16 protein-coding genes and 2 pseudogenes are annotated in these 14,619 nt (G+C 68.1%); 7 read left to right on the plus strand and 11 right to left on the minus strand.

Going from position 1 to position 14,619, the window contains the following annotated elements; genetic code table 11:
* Positions 1–206: 206 nt before the first annotated feature.
* On the minus strand, positions 207–773 hold the full coding sequence (locus ACFY01_RS44985; protein WP_390741577.1) for a TetR/AcrR family transcriptional regulator: 567 nt from the start codon (positions 771–773) through the stop codon (positions 207–209).
* A 150-nt stretch (positions 774–923) separates the two neighbouring features.
* Between ACFY01_RS44985 and ACFY01_RS44990 the strand changes: the two genes are divergently transcribed.
* Complete coding sequence (locus tag ACFY01_RS44990; RefSeq protein WP_390741578.1) at positions 924–2,393, plus strand: MFS transporter; 1,470 nt, start codon at positions 924–926, stop codon at positions 2,391–2,393.
* A 158-nt stretch (positions 2,394–2,551) separates the two neighbouring features.
* Here the strand turns inward: ACFY01_RS44990 and ACFY01_RS44995 are convergent.
* From ACFY01_RS44995 to ACFY01_RS45015, 5 genes and pseudogenes are all read right to left on the minus strand, one after another.
* Positions 2,552–3,376: pseudogene (locus ACFY01_RS44995) on the minus strand (IS5 family transposase); the annotation flags it as partial.
* A gap of 77 nt (positions 3,377–3,453) precedes the next feature.
* Positions 3,454–3,864: a RacP protein gene (locus tag ACFY01_RS45000; protein WP_390741579.1), complete on the minus strand. Its 411-nt coding sequence runs from the start codon at positions 3,862–3,864 to the stop codon at positions 3,454–3,456.
* 2 nt (positions 3,865–3,866) lie between these two features.
* Positions 3,867–4,649, minus strand: coding sequence for a DUF6192 family protein (locus tag ACFY01_RS45005; protein WP_390741580.1), 783 nt, complete (start codon positions 4,647–4,649; stop codon positions 3,867–3,869).
* 282 nt (positions 4,650–4,931) lie between these two features.
* Complete coding sequence (locus ACFY01_RS45010; RefSeq protein WP_390741581.1) at positions 4,932–5,417, minus strand: hypothetical protein; 486 nt, start codon at positions 5,415–5,417, stop codon at positions 4,932–4,934.
* A gap of 425 nt (positions 5,418–5,842) precedes the next feature.
* Positions 5,843–6,766, minus strand: a complete 924-nt coding sequence (locus ACFY01_RS45015; RefSeq protein WP_390741582.1) for a Ku protein — start codon at positions 6,764–6,766, stop codon at positions 5,843–5,845.
* A gap of 327 nt (positions 6,767–7,093) precedes the next feature.
* Here ACFY01_RS45015 and ACFY01_RS45020 point away from each other — a divergent pair, with 327 nt between their 5' ends.
* Positions 7,094–7,312: a hypothetical protein gene (locus ACFY01_RS45020; RefSeq protein WP_390741583.1), complete on the plus strand. Its 219-nt coding sequence runs from the start codon at positions 7,094–7,096 to the stop codon at positions 7,310–7,312.
* Between the two features lie 24 nt (positions 7,313–7,336).
* Here the strand turns inward: ACFY01_RS45020 and ACFY01_RS45025 are convergent, their stop codons facing one another.
* On the minus strand, positions 7,337–7,810 hold the full coding sequence (locus ACFY01_RS45025) for an ATP-binding protein (RefSeq protein WP_390741584.1): 474 nt from the start codon (positions 7,808–7,810) through the stop codon (positions 7,337–7,339).
* A 261-nt stretch (positions 7,811–8,071) separates the two neighbouring features.
* Here ACFY01_RS45025 and ACFY01_RS45030 point away from each other — a divergent pair, with 261 nt between their 5' ends.
* Positions 8,072–8,449 (plus strand): hypothetical protein, encoded by a 378-nt coding sequence (locus ACFY01_RS45030; protein ID WP_390741585.1) that lies wholly within the window; start codon positions 8,072–8,074, stop codon positions 8,447–8,449.
* Positions 8,450–8,922: 473 nt separating this feature from the next.
* Here ACFY01_RS45030 and ACFY01_RS45035 read toward each other — a convergent pair whose 3' ends face one another.
* On the minus strand, positions 8,923–9,279 hold the full coding sequence (locus ACFY01_RS45035; RefSeq protein ID WP_390741586.1) for a DUF6233 domain-containing protein: 357 nt from the start codon (positions 9,277–9,279) through the stop codon (positions 8,923–8,925).
* 127 nt (positions 9,280–9,406) lie between these two features.
* Here ACFY01_RS45035 and ACFY01_RS45040 point away from each other — a divergent pair, with 127 nt between their 5' ends.
* Positions 9,407–9,562 (plus strand): LexA family protein, encoded by a 156-nt coding sequence (locus tag ACFY01_RS45040; RefSeq protein ID WP_390741592.1) that lies wholly within the window; start codon positions 9,407–9,409, stop codon positions 9,560–9,562.
* Positions 9,559–9,759, plus strand: coding sequence for a hypothetical protein (locus ACFY01_RS45045; RefSeq protein WP_390741587.1), 201 nt, complete (start codon positions 9,559–9,561; stop codon positions 9,757–9,759). The genes ACFY01_RS45040 and ACFY01_RS45045 overlap by 4 nt, the downstream gene beginning before the upstream one ends.
* 12 nt (positions 9,760–9,771) lie before the next feature.
* Here the strand turns inward: ACFY01_RS45045 and ACFY01_RS45050 are convergent, their stop codons facing one another.
* Positions 9,772–10,005 (minus strand): hypothetical protein, encoded by a 234-nt coding sequence (locus ACFY01_RS45050; RefSeq protein ID WP_390741588.1) that lies wholly within the window; start codon positions 10,003–10,005, stop codon positions 9,772–9,774.
* 570 nt (positions 10,006–10,575) lie between these two features.
* Between ACFY01_RS45050 and ltrA the strand changes: the two genes are divergently transcribed.
* Positions 10,576–11,835, plus strand: coding sequence for a group II intron reverse transcriptase/maturase (gene ltrA, locus ACFY01_RS45055; RefSeq protein ID WP_390741589.1), 1,260 nt, complete (start codon positions 10,576–10,578; stop codon positions 11,833–11,835).
* Between the two features lie 951 nt (positions 11,836–12,786).
* Here the strand turns inward: ltrA and ACFY01_RS45060 are convergent.
* Complete coding sequence (locus ACFY01_RS45060) at positions 12,787–13,593, minus strand: hypothetical protein (RefSeq protein ID WP_390741590.1); 807 nt, start codon at positions 13,591–13,593, stop codon at positions 12,787–12,789.
* A 269-nt stretch (positions 13,594–13,862) separates the two neighbouring features.
* The gene (locus ACFY01_RS45065; protein ID WP_390741591.1) at positions 13,863–14,000 is read right to left on the minus strand and encodes a hypothetical protein; all 138 of its coding nucleotides are present in this window, start codon (positions 13,998–14,000) and stop codon (positions 13,863–13,865) included.
* Positions 14,001–14,056: 56 nt separating this feature from the next.
* On the opposite strand from ACFY01_RS45065, the pseudogene ACFY01_RS45070 reads away from it, so the two are divergent.
* Positions 14,057–14,619: pseudogene (locus tag ACFY01_RS45070) on the plus strand (integrase); the annotation flags it as partial.

The raw sequence follows: 14,619 nt of genomic DNA on the forward strand, positions 1-14,619 counted from the left end.
CGGATCACGCCTTCCGTCAGTCCCGCCGAGGATCGCGCGCGGACGAACCCGGACAGCACGTCGGTCTCGAACTGCTCCAGCTCCTCCGCCGTGGCCAGCGGCCGGTGGTCGTACACGGCGCGGGCCTCGGTCACGGCGCACTGCCAGCTGCGCTCGTCGCCGCGGCGGATCTCACACATCTCCACAAGGCGGGAACTGGGTTGAGGTCACAGCAGTCGGTCGACCAGCCCGTCGATGTAGTCCGGGGTGAGCGGGACCATGCCGAACAAGACGCGGATATACATCGGGGCCAGGATGTGGTCCAGCACGTCGAAGGCGTCGGGTGCGGGCTCGCCACGGTCGCGGGCGCGGTCGAGCATGGACTGCAGTTGCCTGGTGCGTTCGGCGCGGAGGCCGGCACCAGCCTGTAGACCGTGCTGACCGCTGTTCGACAGGGCGAAGGCCAGGTGCAGCACCGCCGGACCGTCGGGTCCGGTGATCTCGCGGGCCACTTGGGCCGCATATGTGCGCAGGTCGCCGGCGAGGCTCCCGGTGTCGGGCATCGGCGACCGCGCATTGAGGCGGGTGAGCGCCACATCGGTGAGCAGGGCTTCGAGGCTGCCCCACCGGCGGTAGATGCTGCTGTCGGCCACGCCCGCGCGGGCTGCGACCTCGCCGACGGTGAAGTTGCCGTAGCCGCGCTCAGTGATCAGGTCGGTGACCGCTTGGTGCACCTGCGCGCCGACGCGGGCACTGCGCCCGCCGGGCCGCCGGGCGCGCTGTCGCTCGTTCATGCCCACACCTTAACGCAGTCAACACTTGCGTTTGTGAGGTGACCCTCCTTATAGTCGCCTAACGCAGTCATCGACTGCTTTAGAGCGCTCGGCTGTATTGCCGCCCGCGTCGACCGCGACCGGGCGCAACCAACGATGGAGGGGGATCCCATGGCCGCATCGCATGCGACCGCAGGCAGTCGACCAAGCCGGGCCGTGCTGCTCACGGTGACCTGCCTGGGCCAGTTCATGGTCCTGCTCGACAACACGATCGTTGGAGCGGCACTGCCCGATATGCAGAACCGGCTGCACACTCAGCTGACCGGCCTGCAATGGATCGTCGACGCGTACGTACTGCTGGTCGCCATGCTGCTGCTGTCCGGCGGTGTCTTCGCCGACCGGTTCGGCCGCAAGCAGGTGTACCTGACCGGCGTGGCGGTGTTCACCGCCGCGTCGCTGCTGTGCAGCCTCGCGCCCTCGCTCGGCTGGCTGGTCGCCGGCCGGGTGCTGCAGGGCATCGGGGCCGCGGCGCTGAGCCCTGCCTCGCTCGCCCTGCTCGCCGCCGCCTATCCCGTGCCGCAAGAACGAATAAAGGCGATCGGGATGTGGGCCGGACTCAGCGGAATCGGCCTGGCCGCAGGCCCAGTAGCCGGCGGCGTGCTGACACAGGCCTTCGGCTGGCCCGCCATCTTCCTGGTGAATCTCCCCATCGGCGTGGTCCTGCTACTGGCCGGCCTGCGCCACCTCAGCGAGTCCCGCAACCCGAGCGCCCCCGCGATCGACATCCCGGGCACGGTGCTGTCCGTTCTGGCGGTGGGGGTACTGACCTACGGGCTGATCGAGGGCGGTGCCCGCGGCTGGACCTCACCGGTCATCCTGGGAAGCTTCGCCGCCGCGGTGATCCTCCTTGCCGCCTTCGTCGCCGTCGAAGCCCGTCGTTGCGCTCCGATGCTGCCGCTGCGGTTGTTCCGGCAGCGCCTGTTCACCGCGTCCAACACCGCCATGGTCGTGGTGGGGTTCGCGCTCATGGGCTCGTCGTTCTTCTTCTCCCAGTTCTTCGTGCACGTCCAGGGCAGTTCAATCCTGCGCGCAGGCCTGCAGACCCTGCCGGTATCCCTCGCCATGGTGATCGTCAGCCCGTACGCGGGCCGACTCGCCGCCCGGTACGGCTTCCGCATCGTGGTCACCACCGGCCTGGTCCTGGCCGGCCTGGGACTGCTGGCGCTCGGCATAGTGCACGCCGACACCGGCTACGCGAACGTGTGGTGGCGGCTGGGACTCGCCGGCATTGGCTTCGCCCTGACCATGTCCCCACTGACAGGCGCCGCCATCCAAACAGTCAGCCCGCAGGAAGGCGGCCTCGCATCGGGCATCAGCAGCACCACCCGGCAGATCGGCGCGGTACTCGGCGTCGCGGTACTCGGAGCCATCGTCCGCACCCGGCAATCCGGCGGCGCCTCCTTCGAGACCGGCCTCAACAGCGCCTTCCTCGCCGCCGGCACCATCACCTTGGCCACCGCCGTGTTCACTGGCCTGTGCCTGGCGAGCTCCAAGCCCGCCGAAGGCTCCGCGACACCGCAACGTTCCACCGATGCAGATGCGGTCACCACCCCGAACGAGGCATCCGTGAACAGCCGTTGAGTGCCTGTGTCACATCCTCTTTCCGCAGGTAGCGGCGTTGTGAGGTCGGGTGCTGATTGAGGTTGCCGTTCGGGTGGGCGTCCATGGACGCCCACCCGAACGGCAGTTGAAGATCGTCAGGCTGCTGTCGCAAGAGGAGCCTGGACAGCCTCGACGCGGGGGTTTCGGCGGGTGAGGCGACGGCTCATGAGGGTGATGAATGCCCACTGGATGTGAGCCTCGGCGTGGGACATCAGGCGCTCGTAGTCCCTCGCGTTGCGGCGGGCCCGCATCGTCCACGAATTCGACCGCTCGACAACCCAGCGTTTCGGCAACAGGACGAAGCCTTTGGCGTCCTTGGGGCGGGAGACGACCTTGACGGTGATGCCGAGGGTGTCCTGTGCCCAGGTGGCGAACTCCTCGCCTCCGTAGCCGTTGTCGGCCCAGACGAGCACGATCTCGGGGTGCTCGGTGTGCAGGCGGGCGAGAAGGATGCGGGCCGCATCGCGGTCCTGGACGTCGGCGGGGGTGACGAGGAGGTCCACGAGGAGGCCGTCCTGGTCAACCAGAATATGCCGCTTCCTCCCATTTATATGCTTATTCGCGTCGTAGCCGCGAGTCGCTTTCGAGACGGTCTCGGCGCCCTTGACGGACTGGGAGTCGACGATCACGCGGACCGGCCAGGGACACCGGTGCCGCCGGAGACGAAGCCGTCGGCGGAGATGGTCGAGGATGTGCCGCAGGACGCCGGCCTTCGCCCAGCGGGCGAAGTAGCCGAACACGGTGCGCCAGGGGATGCCGAAGTCGGCGGGCAGCGCCCGCCACTTCGCGCCGTTGTCGGTGATGTAGCGGATCGCGTCGACGACGCGTCGGCGGGGCCACTTCTCCGGGGCCCCGCCCCTGGCGGTCCGGCAGGCGGGAGGCGGCAACAACCGTTCCAGGAGAGCCCATTCGAGGTCGCTGGTGTCGGACGGATAGTGGTAGCGGGGCAGGTCCAGCGGCATGGCGGGGTGGCGGGCCGCGACCTGTGCTGGGAGCCAACTGCGGGGCGGTCGCGACCCGTCGCCTTCCTCGGATGGGGTCACTCCAGGTTGGCGAGGAGGTGCAGGGTGGACTCGATCGCGCCCATCTGCGCCATGACCGTGCGGATGTAGGGGTCGTCGGGCTTCTTCTTGCGGTGCGCGAGGAGGATGCCCTCGATGAAGTTGACGATCCGGTGGTGGGTGGACTCGAAGAACGCCCGCTCGTAGCCGATCCAGATCTCCGGCGCGTCGTCGAGCATCCGGTAGCCCCAGGTCCTGTCCCAGGTGATCGGTGGTAGGCCCTTCGCGGCGGCGACCTTGCGCAGATGCGCGAGGCCGGTGTGGACCTGCGCGCGGGTGCGCTCGGTGGCCGCCATGAGCTGGACGACGGTCAGTCCGGCGGGACGGGCCTCCAGGAGGGCGGACGGGATGGCTTCGGCGTGGACGTGAGCGGGAACGCCCCGCCCCACGGCTACTCGCCCGAGCCCTTCAGCAGCTTCTGGAGCTGCTCGTCGAGGTCCACCTCGCCGCGGGTGACCGCGTTCTCGATCCAGTCGGCCGAGGCACGCACCCTGGATAGGCCGTGCAGGACCGTCTCACGTTCGGCGTCGTCGAACGGCGCCCCGCGCAGTTTCGGCACGATCCTGCCGGCGGTGACGACGAACTGGGTGCAGGCCGCGACCAGGTCCATGAACTGGACGTTGTGCTCCATCCGCGCCAGCTGCGGCAGCGGCGCCGCCTCGTCGTGCACGAACGCGGCCTCCTGGCGGAAGCGGTCGAACTGCGCCTCGTTCACAGCGTGCCGGGCAGTGTCGTCGGCCATCGCCTTCGAGGCGACCGCGGGCCGGCGCAGGAAGTCCGTAGTCACCTTCACCGCGACCTGGTCGTCGGCGGCCAGGTCGTGGATCGCGTCCACCTTCTCCTGGACGCTCTCGGGGGTGTCGACCTTCCAGCCCACGATCCGCTTCGCGCTGTCGTGCGTCCACCGCGCCGGCCCCCCGCGCGGATGGGCCGGAGGGCTGGCGACCGCCTCGAACCGCTCCCTCTCGTCCGAAATCGACGCGAGGATCTTGTGGATGGTGTGCGAGACGTCCGCGCGGCGGTGTTCCTTGGGCCAGCGTGAGGCCACCCACCGGTAGTCCCGCACCGTCGTGTAGGCGAGGCCGACGTCCTCGGCGAACATCCGCAGGGCCTCGCTGACGGTGAACAAAAGCAGTTGGCCCGGGCGGGGATCACCCCGACCAGGTGCGGCCACGGCGCCGGCTCCTGCCGCGCGCGCTGCTCCACCACGGTCAGGTTGCCGCTGACCGCGAAGGCGCCGGGCCCCCTCGCGATTGCCTCTCCCGTGCCGCTCACCTGCACCGGCGTCGTGGGAGCGGCGCCGGGTCCACGTGCGGGCTCCCGGTGGCCGGTCACCGCCGTCCCGCCGTCCACGGCGTGCGCATTGCCGGTGTCCGCCGCTCTCACCTCAGATGCGGTCCCGTCCAAGCTCGGGTCGCAGCGGTGTGCGGTGCTGTCGGTGTGGTCGTCGGGCCGATCAGCTGTAGTCGACACCGGTGCTCGCCCTGCTTCCGGCACCGTCCGCGGTGGCGTCTCCGGTGTGCTGCGCAGCCGCCGACCCGCTGCCAGCACCTCCCGGACGCACCACACCGGTGCTGGCGGTACCGCCCCCCATCGCCCAGCTGCTGCCGGTGTCGGCCGCGATGTCCACCGGCCCCGCCGCCTGCAGTTCGGCCACCACCCGCGCCAAGGCCGCTGCGAAGGCGGCGTCCTGCGCGGCCGCATCCTCAAGCGCCAACTCCAGGCGCTGACGCGTGCGCGCCGAAGGTTCCTCCAGGCCTGATGCGGCCTCCTCCCGTGCTCGCTGCAACGTCGGATCATCCCCCAGCTTCACGCTGATCAGCTCATGCAGCCGGTCCATCCCCGCATCCAGCCCCCGGTCAACTTCCGCATCCGCCCGCCCCGTCACTCGCCGGGCTTTGCCTACCAGCCAGGCGAACGCATACCCGACCGCGATCTCCACACCCGTCACCACAAGCCCCCTCATCGACCGGATATGGGCATAACGACCGTACTCGGCTGCCCCCGCCAATTGCGGCCCATGACAACCCCGTTACCGGCGCCCCTGCTTGGCTGCCGCAGTCAGACGATCAGCGGCGTGTAGCGTCCAGCCTCGATCCTCGCCCCTGCATGTGCGACTTCCCCATCCGGCAGGGTGCTACAGGCACACCTCACGCTCCCACCGCCAGCCTCCGGATGACGTCAAAACAAACTGACACCGCAAACTCGGTCAGAACGTGACTCCCACAGTCACGTCGAAACGACTCCCGCTCCCAGTTACGAAGCCACTCGCCGGCTCCGCCCCCGGAGCTACCGCAGCGCGTTGGCGTTCTCCCGTTCGTTTCCTCCTTGCGCGAGGCACATGCCGGGCCTCAGCCCTGTCGCACCTCAAGCACTCTGCGGGCGGCGTCCCGACGTCTTCTTCGCCGCGGTCTTCTTCGCCGCGGTCTTCTTGGCTGGCTGCTTCTTTGCGGCCACCGTCTTTTTCGGCTTCGGCAGCTCGTGCACGTCCGCCCTCTCAGCCGGCTCACCGCGGGAGGCCTTGGCCTGCTGCACGGACGCGTTCAGCGCGGCCATCAGGTCGAGCACCTGGGCCGGCTGCTCCGGCTCCGGCGTCTCAGGCAGCGGCCTGTCCTCCCGCTTGGCTTCGATGATCCGGGCGATCGCCTCGGTGTACTCGTCGCGGAACTCCGGGCCCTCAAGGTCCTCGCGGGTCATGGTGTTCATGAGGGCGAGCGCACCTTCGATCTCCTCGTCGGTCACCGTGACGGGTGGCGGGAGCAGCTCGGCGGGATCGCGGATCTCGTCCGGCCAGCGCATCGCGTGGAGGACGAGCACGTCGTCCCGTACCCGCAGCAGGCCGAGGCGCTCCCTGCCACTCCAGGCATACTTCGCGACGGCCACCTTGCTTGAGCGGCCGAGCGCCTGCACGAGCAGCTTGTAGGGCTTGGCCGCGACCTGGCCGGCGGGCTGGAGGTAGTAGCCCTCGGCGATCCGGATGGGGTCGATGGACTCCAGCGGTACGAACGCGTCGATCTCGACGGCCTTCGCGGTGGGGAGCGGAAGCTGGCTCAGTTCCTCGTCCGTGATCGGGATGACCTGTGTCTTGGTGAGCTCGTAGCCCTTGCCGATCTCGTTTTCGGTGACCTCGCGGTTTTCCAGTTCGCACACCTTGCGGTAGCGGACCCGGCCCATGTCCTCAAGGTGGTACTGGTGGAAGCTGATGCTGTGGTTTTCGGTCGCGCTGACCACGTTGATCGGTACCGTGACCAAACCGAACGAGATGGCGCCGCTCCAAATGGTTCGGGGCATGGCAGACCTCCGCGATAGCCCCGAGCATCATCAGCCTATGAGCGGTTCATCCATCCCGCATGCGGCTGCCGACGAGGCCGATGAGGGGCTGCCGCAGCGGCCACGGGTGTGGGTAGTTGCGGTACAGGAGTAGCGCTGAGATTGATCATGGCAGGGAGCTGCTTCGACTGGGTCCGCAGCAGCCGATGGCATGATCCGATTCTTTCGGGGCAGGCGAGGCGGGTGCCGTCCGTCCGTCCCCAGCTCGTTGGACGGGTTCGCCATGCCCTGAAGCTGGCGGGCTTCCATATCGTCGATGAGGCGGACGACGCCGCGCCGGGGCTGAGAGTGAGCGAGGCACCCGCGGGCGTGCTGGTGAGCTGGACGACGTCGCACGGGTTCACCGCGCTGGCAGCAGATCAGCGTGGGGCGTCCAGCGACGGGATGCGGGTGGTGGTGCAGGCCGCGGTGGCGGGCCTGCTGGTCCAGTGCGGGCACACGGTGGTGGAGACGCCGGACGGGAACGGCATCGTGGTGCTGGCGGACGGGCCGGTGGCCGGTGCGTGACTGCCTGCCCGAGGTCTCACCCGGTCACAGCTGACGGCCGGCAGCGTCCCCGCCGGGGTCGTCGGCCAGCACGATCGCCGTGGTGATCCGCTTGCCCACCGGTTCGCGGTGGATGGCGAAGCTCTGGCCGACGGCCATCACGATCTCCAGCCCGTGCTGGCCGATGCGGGTCGGGTCGGGCGCGAGGATCGCGGGCGGGGTGGGGTTGCTGTCCCAGACGGTCACTTCGATGGCGCCGCCGTTGATTACCAGGGTGAGCAGGCAGGGGCCGGGTGCGTACTTGCGGGCGTTGGTCACCAGCTCGCTGACCACGAGCTGCACCATGCCCATCACCCGTCCGGACACCGGCAGCCCGTGCACGGCCTGCACGTCGGTGAGGAATGCACGGGCGAGGTCGCGGGCGACGGCGATGTCCTCGCTGCCCTCGAACGCACCGGACACCGATATGACGTCCCCCAGCAGCGATTGCCCGTCCTCGCCGCCTGCTGTCTGTTCCATACCGGTCCGCCTCGCCCCGTGCCCAAACGTGCTCCGACCCGTTTACCCCCGAATCTTCACATCAGGCGGGGCGGGGCGAGCACGGGGTGTCGGCGTCGTCCTCTGCGATACCTGCCTGACCTGAGCCTGCCTCGCATTTATGCAGATAGTAGATTTACGTCCGTGACGAAAACAGCTTCCGACCGATACTGAACCCGGGCCGAAACGACGGCGGTCCGTACGCGGCTGGTGGAGCGGACGTGCGCCTGGTGCGGCACGGCGATGACGTACGCCGGCCGTGGCCGGCCGCCGCAGTACTGCAAGCCTGCGCACCGCACCCGCGCCTGGGAGCTGCGCACCGCGCAGGCCCGCGCAGACCGGCCCGTGAAAGCCGGAGGCCGCACCGCCGCGCCGGTCTGCGAGGTGGTGGAGCGGACGGCAATCCGCTCGCAGACCGTCACGGTTCCCGCGCAGCCGCGTCCGGCGGTCAGGATGAGCGGGCAGCCGTACACGCTGCCCGAGGATGCCGTGGAGTGGGTGGAAGCTCTCAAGGCCCTGCGGAGCGTCGCGGGGACCGGACGCATCTACCCGTTCCGCGAGCAGGTGGCGAAGATCTGCGACCGGACCGCGCAGCTGCTGCGCGAGGCCGTGCCCGCCTGACCCTGGCCCACCGCGCGCCTCGGGTGGTGATCTCTGGCCGGGGACCGTGGCGTGGGCCTGTGGGACGGGTGTTGGCTGTCCATGATCCGTTATCTGTTCACCGCGGCGGCCGCGGTGGCCGTGCTGGGGTCCGGGCTTGTTGGTCCGGCGCCGGCGGCGGCCATGGCCCCTCCCGTTGTACGTCCTTGTGCCGCGAAGTGGCGGGCCAGCGCCACGGTGGCGGTTCGTCGGCCCCGGTGGGATGAGGGGGCGGTGGCCACGGCGCGTTCGCCGGTCGTCCGGTACCTGCACCGGGGTGAGTTGGTCACGTCCTGCGTGGTGGCGGTCGGCAGGGGCGGCTGGTCGGTCTACCGCGAGTGCGGCGGTGGTCACCTATGGCAGGTGGTTCCCGGCGGTCAGGTACCGCGAGGGTGCCTGCGGCGGCAGTAACCGGCGGCGGGCCGCCCGGATGCCGCTGTCTGGCCATGGAGTGCCTAGTCGAGGATTCCGAGGGCGGTGTCGGGACGGCAGTGGATGCAGGCCGGCACCCGCTGGCGCAGTGCCTCCAGGGCCTGCTGCCGGGTGACCGGGCGGCACCGTCCGCTCCTCGCGGCCGCCCAGCAGCCGCCGGTGTGTACGGCGTCGACGTTCGTGCGGTTGAGCCCGTACTGGATCAGCCACTGAGGCGGAGGCGGCCGCCTCTCCTCGCCCTGGCGCCGCTCGGCTTCACGTCGTTCCTCCTCGGCTATCCACCGGTCGATGACCCGCAGCTGCCGCATCGCCTGCTGCTCGACGACGCGCCGGGAGAAGCGCAGCGCCTCGAGACGCGAGAGCGGCTGCTCACCACTCATCTGCTGCTCCCGGCTGCCGTGTCTCCGCTTGCCCATATATTCGAACAAGCGCTCTAATTACATTATGCATCGCGTTGACTACCTCACCGACACCCAGGAGCGCATCCTGCGCTGCATCCGCTAGCACATCGCTGATCACGGCCAAGCACCGACGATGCAGCAGATCGGGGTGGCTGTCGGCATGCGGAGCAGGGCGTCGGTGCACTACCAGCTCATCGAGCTGGAGGCGAAGGCCGCGATCGTGCGCGAGCCGGGCCGGGCCAGAGGGATCCGCCTCGCATGAGCAGTCCCGGCCGCTATCACCTGCTGCTCGCGTCGGGTGGTCGGCCGGTGCAGCACGGCTGGTGGATCCGCTCGGAGGTGGCGCGGGACAAGTTCCGCCGCTGGGTCGGCGAGTACGGCAGCATGCCCGGCGCCCGCGTCAGCCTCACCGACCAGGACACCGGTGAGGTGCTGGCTTCCTGGCCGGATCAGGGGTAGGCGGGGCGGCGGTTACTCGCCGGCTGGGTCTTCTTGGGTGTGCCGGACGGCCTTCTTCACCGTCTGCTCCAGCTGGTATCGGCTGGCTTCGGCGGCTTCGGCGTAGGCGGTGATGGCCGCCTGTACCGTCTCGGAGGCCTCGCGCCAGCGTCGCCACTGGGCGTCGTACTCGTCACCGGTGAGGCCCGCGAGCTTCGCACGCTCTTCCTCGGCGGATCGTTCCAGCTTGATGTGTGTCCTGAACATGGAAGGAAGTTGGATGTAGGAGCAGTTTCCGGAAATGGTGCTGTGCGAGAGATGAAGGTTTCGTGGCCCTTCGGAGCCGCCCTGCGGGGGGAGGCTTCAAACTGCCTCATGCTGCGTTAGCTGAAGACTGTCGTGGTGAGCGATGAGGAAAAGGCGCCGTAAGAGGCGTCAAGTGGGGACCGGAAAGACGAACGCAAGTGAATCGCTGCTGACGTGTCGAAATGGAACCAGACGACATCGAAACCGGGGCGTATCAAGAGCTCCGGGATGAGCCTGGCGGGTGCCCGTCTATTGGCCAGGTGGTGTCCGGCATGGAGGCGACGTGAGTCCGGTCTGCGGCTCTCGCATGGAACAGGAGAAGGCAGGCGCCGATACGCCCTGACGCAGGTCGGGGGAGAGGGAGTGCCCCAAGCGGCGGACACCGCAAGGGGTCGAGTACCGATGCGGAGCCTGCTGGCAGACCGGTCCGTAGTAGTGATGAAGCCCCTGTAATGGGGGTGGAGCGAAGGGGCCGGGTCGTTCGTGACTGAGTTGATCACATCAACCGGGCGAGAGCCCGGGAGGAGTGCGATGGACCAGTTGAAGTCTCAGGTCAAGCCGTTTGATATTTCGAAGTGGGAAGTCAAGGAGGCGTGGGAGGAAGTCAAGGCCAATAGGGGCGCATCCGGCGTGGATGGGCAGGGCATCGACGAATTTGAGAAGGACCTGAGGAGCAACCTCTACAAGGTCTGGAATCGCATGTCGTCGGGCTCGTACTTTCCGCCACCGGTGCGCGCGGTGGAGATCCCCAAGCCGCATGGAGGTGGCACGAGAATGCTCGGCATTCCCACTGTCGCCGATCGTGTGGCTCAGACCGTTGTTTCCCGGCATCTCGTGAGAAGGGTGGAGCCTGTTTTCCACCCGGACAGCTACGGATACCGGCCTGGACGGTCTGCCTTGGATGCGGTGGAAAGGTGCCGGGAGCGCTGCTGGAAGCGGGACTGGGTGGTGGAGTTCGACATCGCCAAGTTCTTCGACAGCGTGCCCTGGGACCTGCTGGTCAAGGCGGTGGAGGCTCACACTGATGCCGTATGGGTGAAGTTGTACGTGCGTAGGTGGCTCGCCGCCCCGCTCGTCATGCTCGACGGCTCCCTGCTGAAACGGGAACGCGGGACCCCGCAAGGTGCCCCAGTGTCTCCCGTCCTGGCGAACCTGTTTCTGCACTACGTGTTCGACGCCTGGATGGCACGGGAGTTCCCGGGCGTCTGGTTCGAGCGCTATGCGGACGACGCGGTGCTGCACTGCGTTACCGAGCGCCAGGCCCGCCAGGTGCTGGCCGCGCTCAGGGGGAGGTTGGTCGAGGTCGGGTTGCAGCTGCACCCGGACAAGACCCGGATCGTCTACTGCAAGGACTCATACCGGCGCGGCTCCTATGAGCACACGTCGTTTACGTTCCTCGGGTACACGTTCCGGCCCAGGAAGAACCGGAATCGGCGCGGCAAGCAGTTCCTGTCGTTCGAGCCGGCCATCAGCAGGCAGGCCCTGACCCGGATCGGTCGGGACGTGCGCTCGTGGCAACTGCACGTCCACACCGGCAGCTCCTTCGCAGACCTCGCCCGCAGGATCAACCCTGTGGTCAGAGGCTGGATCAACTACTACGGACGCTTCCGCCCGTGGGAGCTGATCTCCCTGCTGATGCGCATCAACGCCTACTTGGTGCGTTGGATCCGCCGGAAGTACAAACGGCTCGCAGGCCACCGCAAGGCGCTCGCGAAGCTCGTGGAGATCGCACAGCGGTACCCACGCATGTTCGCGCACTGGCGCCTGACCACTGCCGCCTGCTCGATCTGATGATCAGAACGACAAGAGCCGTGTAACGGGAGACTTTTACGCACGGTTCTGTGAGAGCCGAGGGGTGAGATCCCCCTCGGCTACTCGATCAATTCATCTGGTGCCTCGGCCACGAACATTGATCCTAAGTGGCGGGTGTGACGGGCCGACGATCACACTCTCCCGATCGGGTAGCACCGCCTCGGTGCCGGTCGGTCGCCGGCGGAAGTCAGTCAGCCATTCCCTTCCTGTGTCCGGAGCGATGGTCGAGGGGCAACAGCGTCAACGGCGTCTGAGCACCGCGCTCCCACAAAGAGGTCATCGAGGGCCGTGCGCCGCCGAGGGTGCGGCCAGGTTCTCAGGTCAGTTCTGGCATGCAGCAAGCCGAATACGACGAAATGTGCCAGCCACTCCTTTGCTGTCCTGGTCGCGGGCGACTCCACGCCGCCCGAGCTGCTGCTGGGGCAACTCAAACGCCAGCCGGTCCTCCGTTCACACCACCAGATCGCCGTCGAGCCCGGTGGCCCTGGCGGTGCTTGCCGAAGAACTGGCCTGGCATTCCGCGCGAGTCCGGCAGCTGCTGGCGTACCCGACAGCCGACCCGTGCTCCGGCTGGTCTGACCTTGTCGTCGGTGGCGGAGCGGACTCTGCCACCGACGACATCCACATGATCAGGGGACCCAACCGAACCGGATACAGGGATCGGCGCCTCACGGAAGCGGGGGCGCGAACTTGTCGGAGCCACCGATCCTGGCGTCAGGTCGTTGGGGCTGTGCGCTGTCTCGCCAGCACCTCCCATGCCAAGAAGGAGAGCCAGGACGGTGATGACGCCCACCGCCGTTCCGATGGCGCCCACCAGGTCTCCCTGTGCGGGGGCGCCGGAATGGGGCCGAGCCGTGTGCTTGTAGACGGCGAGCCCGACGAGGCAGCCGATGGTGAGGATCATTACGGCTTCAGGGGCGATCTCAACGGTCATCGCTGGCCTGCCTGAGAGAACTGCGGTCGGCTGACCTTTCCGCTCGCCGCGAGCCTGCGCGCCGTACTGCGGAGCCGTCGGAGCTGGCCCTCGACTGCTCGCGCGCTCATCCCGCCGAGCAGAGCACCGATCTGGCGTTGATCGAGTTCAGGGCGCCGCAGCATGAGCGTGCAGATGGCTGCGGCCTCTGGGGTGGCCTTGTTGAGTATCCGCCGCAAGGTGTCACGTGAGGCGGCCGTCTCCGCCGGGTCGTCGAACAGGCTGAGCTGTCTGGGGAACATGGCGCCTTCCTCAGCGGAGTTGAGGAGCCCGGAGGCTGTCAGCCCGACCTCCCGGCGCCGCTTCCGGGACCATTTCCGGAAGACGTCTCCGAAGGCCAGCACGCATCCGCCTACGAAGAAGGTGAACAGGCTGGCGCCCTTGTTCGGGTTCCATTCACCGCCCCGCAGCGCACGCTCAACGAAGCGCGGGGCGGCCGCCGCGACGCTGTCCACCGCCAGTGCCTCGCGTACCTCGGAGTTCCGGCCGAGGATGGCCAGTTCGGTCTCCGAAGCGGCGAAGGCGACGTTGTACCGGTAACAGTGCTGGACGATGAGGCCTGTCCGCATCCATGCCGTCAGAGTGCGGATCCCGTACGTCCACAGCTCCTGAGTGAAGAGCTCGTAGCGGGGCCCCGAGAACTCCGCTCGCACCAGCTCGGCATACAGCTCCCGGTCCTGCTCCAGGGGCGGGGAGGGCGGATCCTCTTCGACCTCAGCCGAGAGCTTCACGTTCAGCTGGTCGTCGGCACTATCGCTGATCATTTTGAGCAACACCAATCCTCGCACTGTGGTTATAAGCCTGGCGACTCATAGGGCTGCGAAGACTTGTGAACCCACGGCTGCACGCGAACTTTTTTCAGGTCTGCCGATAATTTTTTGGTGGTACCACCCTCACGTCGCAGGTGTGGGAGCGCGAGACGACGTCAACACGGCTCGCGGCGGACCGGTATATGGATCCCGGATAAGCTCCCCATATCGAGGGTCCATGGAAGCGCGTAAATCCGGTGAACGAGGCGGATCGTGTCGGATGGTCAGAACACGGTCGAACCGGTCGTCATCCCAGCCGCGCCGGCCCGGCCGGAGGAGTACGACACCGCGACCCGCGCCGTGCTCGACCAAATCGACTGCCAGGCGGTGCGCACCATCGCGGACGGCCGCCCGTCGAGCACCCGCAGAAGCTACGCCCAGGACTGCGCGAGCTGGACGAGGTTCTGCGCCGCCTCCGGTGTGCCGGTACTCGCTCGCGGTCACCCTCGGCACGCTGGTGATGTTCGTCGAGTGGCTGTGGACCCAGCCCGGCGGGAGGAAGGGAACATGCACCGCGCCGTCGACCATCGACCGCCGGATCTCAGGCACCGCGGTGTCCGCCCGCTCCGAGCACGGCGTGCGGCTGGAGGACGGCGCCACCCGGCTCGGCCGCAACCGGCTCAAGCAGTTGGTGAAGGAGATGGAGGAGCAGGGCGAGACCCGCGGCCGGGGCCAGGCCCCGCCGCTGCTCGTTGAGCACCTGGTGAAGATCAGCGCCTTCTGCCCGGACAACCTCACGGGCCTGCGCGACCGCGCCCTGGTCCTCATGCACTTCGCCGTCGCCGGCTGCCGACACGACCTCGCCTTCAACCGGGTCCGCGATTACGCCGAGACCCCCGGCAGCATCCAGGCCGACCTGCGCGTATCCAAGATCGGCCTCCGCGTGGTCCCGGTCCCCTACGGCTCCCGGCCCTCGTTCCCCACTTCAAGGTCCTCGCCGGCTACCTCGAAGTCGTCGATCAGTGGGAGGGCAACGCCCTG

The organism is Streptomyces sp. NPDC001480 (genome assembly GCF_042894725.1).
In the GTDB taxonomy this organism is placed as follows: domain Bacteria; phylum Actinomycetota; class Actinomycetes; order Streptomycetales; family Streptomycetaceae; genus Streptomyces.

What these genes read in the sequence shown, in the direction of transcription:
- ACFY01_RS44985 (WP_390741577.1), bottom strand. Translation starts at nt 773, where the DNA reads ATGAACGAGCGACAGCGCGCCCGGCGGCCCGGCGGGCGCAGTGCCCGC.
- ACFY01_RS44990 (WP_390741578.1), top strand. Translation starts at nt 924, where the DNA reads ATGGCCGCATCGCATGCGACCGCAGGCAGTCGACCAAGCCGGGCCGTG.
- ACFY01_RS45015 (WP_390741582.1), bottom strand. Translation starts at nt 6,766, where the DNA reads ATGCCCCGAACCATTTGGAGCGGCGCCATCTCGTTCGGTTTGGTCACG.
- ACFY01_RS45025 (WP_390741584.1), bottom strand. Translation starts at nt 7,810, where the DNA reads ATGGAACAGACAGCAGGCGGCGAGGACGGGCAATCGCTGCTGGGGGAC.
- ACFY01_RS45030 (WP_390741585.1), top strand. Translation starts at nt 8,072, where the DNA reads ATGACGTACGCCGGCCGTGGCCGGCCGCCGCAGTACTGCAAGCCTGCG.
- ACFY01_RS45035 (WP_390741586.1), bottom strand. Translation starts at nt 9,279, where the DNA reads ATGAGTGGTGAGCAGCCGCTCTCGCGTCTCGAGGCGCTGCGCTTCTCC.
- ACFY01_RS45045 (WP_390741587.1), top strand. Translation starts at nt 9,559, where the DNA reads ATGAGCAGTCCCGGCCGCTATCACCTGCTGCTCGCGTCGGGTGGTCGG.
- ACFY01_RS45050 (WP_390741588.1), bottom strand. Translation starts at nt 10,005, where the DNA reads ATGTTCAGGACACACATCAAGCTGGAACGATCCGCCGAGGAAGAGCGT.
- ltrA (WP_390741589.1), top strand. Translation starts at nt 10,576, where the DNA reads ATGGACCAGTTGAAGTCTCAGGTCAAGCCGTTTGATATTTCGAAGTGG.
- ACFY01_RS45060 (WP_390741590.1), bottom strand. Translation starts at nt 13,593, where the DNA reads ATGATCAGCGATAGTGCCGACGACCAGCTGAACGTGAAGCTCTCGGCT.